Genomic DNA, 1,422 nt, shown 5'->3' on the forward strand with positions numbered 1-1,422 from the left:
GGGCCCTCGGCTTCACCGGCGCGTTCGTCGGCCTGTGGGCCTGGGACCTCACCGGGGGCGGCCTGCCCGCCGACTTCGACGAGGCGACCTGGCGCGCACTCCCTTGACGTCGTGCGACGCGCCGTCGTCCCTTCCACGGGGCGCGGACGTCGGGGAAGGGGGCGTCTCCCCGGGCCGGCCGGGCGGTGCGGCACACGAACCACCGAAGCCGCTTCCGCCCGCGCTCACCGGCCTGCCCGGATGCTCCGCCGAAGGCCGGTGGTACGGGTTCCGTCAGGGTCCGTCCACCGGCGCCGGCTGCCGCTCGGGGAGGTGATGGGCCGACGTCCTGCGGCGGGTGTCGACGGCCGGGGCGAGGAGGATCGCCACGGCGACGAGGACGAGGACGACGGTCATCGCGGCGCGCAGACCGTAGTGGTCGCCGAGGAGGCCCAGACCGGGGGGGACCCACGAGGAACGCGGCGTAGTCGATCGTCGCGACCAGGCTCACGCGGGCCGTCGAGTCGGGTCCGGAGTCTCCGGCCGCCGAGAGGGCGAGGGGGAAGCCGAGCGAGGCGCCGAGACCCCAGAAGAACACGGCCGCTCCGGCGGCGAGGGTCACGTCGACGAAGACGACGGCGAGCCCGAGTGCGGCGGAGAGGGCGCTGGCGCGGACGACGGGGGCACGGCCGAAGCGGTCGATGAAGAACCCGCCGCCGAAACGGCCGATCGCCATGGCGGCGAAGCCCGCGTACACGGCGGAGCCGAGGACGGGGTCCATGCCGTGTGCCGACGGACAGCCCGAAGAGGACGAGGCCCATCTCACCGGTGGAGGCGCCGAGCCGGTCCCGCACGTCCGGGGTGCGGGTGACCCACGAGGACATCGACAGGCCGGATATCAGGAAGAAGACGAAGAGCGCTCTACGGCGCCGGCGGACGGCGGAATCGATCATTCAGGGAGCCTTTTCCTGGGCGGGGTCGTCGTCCAGCCGCCCGTGCCGGCCCGCGGTGGCAGTCGCCTCGGGGGTGTTCGGCACCGAGGAGGCGGGCGGGGGCGGCCGGCGTGCCCATCGGCCGGCCCGCCGCCCCGCGCGCACCTCCCGCACTCGTCGTACCGCAGGGGGCATGGGCCGTCAGCCCCACCGGCACCACGCTTCGAAGGTCAGCGGGTGGGTGAGTCGTCGAGGGCGGCGGCCCGGGTGCGGACTTGGGCGGCTTCGGCAGGAGCGTTGGCGCGGGTGTAGGCGTCGGCGGCCTGGAGGTAGGCGGCGCGGGCCTCGGCAGGGCGGTGGGCGGCCTCGTGGGCTCGGGCCAGGTTGTGGAGGGTCCGTCCCTCGCCGTACCGGTCCTCGAATCCTCGGAAGAGCTCCAGGGACCTTCCGTACGCCTCGGTCTCCTCCTCCGCCCGGCCCACCTCGCGCAGGGCCATGCCGAGGTTGTTCC

2 protein-coding genes and 1 pseudogene are annotated in these 1,422 nt (G+C 74.8%); 1 reads left to right on the forward strand and 2 read right to left on the reverse strand.

What is annotated here, in order from left to right:
* On the forward strand, positions 1–107 hold a 107-nt coding region (locus ACFV5H_RS09635; RefSeq protein WP_385194011.1), incomplete at its 5' end, for a hypothetical protein.
* Positions 108–273: 166 nt separating this feature from the next.
* Here the strand turns inward: ACFV5H_RS09635 and ACFV5H_RS09640 are convergent.
* Positions 274–766, reverse strand: a pseudogene (locus ACFV5H_RS09640) (MFS transporter); the annotation flags it as partial.
* A 375-nt stretch (positions 767–1,141) separates the two neighbouring features.
* On the reverse strand, positions 1,142–1,422 hold a 281-nt coding region (locus ACFV5H_RS09645; RefSeq protein WP_385193827.1), incomplete at its 5' end, for a tetratricopeptide repeat protein.

This window comes from Streptomyces sp. NPDC059787 (assembly GCF_042732315.1).
In the GTDB taxonomy this organism is placed as follows: Bacteria; Actinomycetota; Actinomycetes; order Streptomycetales; family Streptomycetaceae; genus Streptomyces; species Streptomyces atrovirens.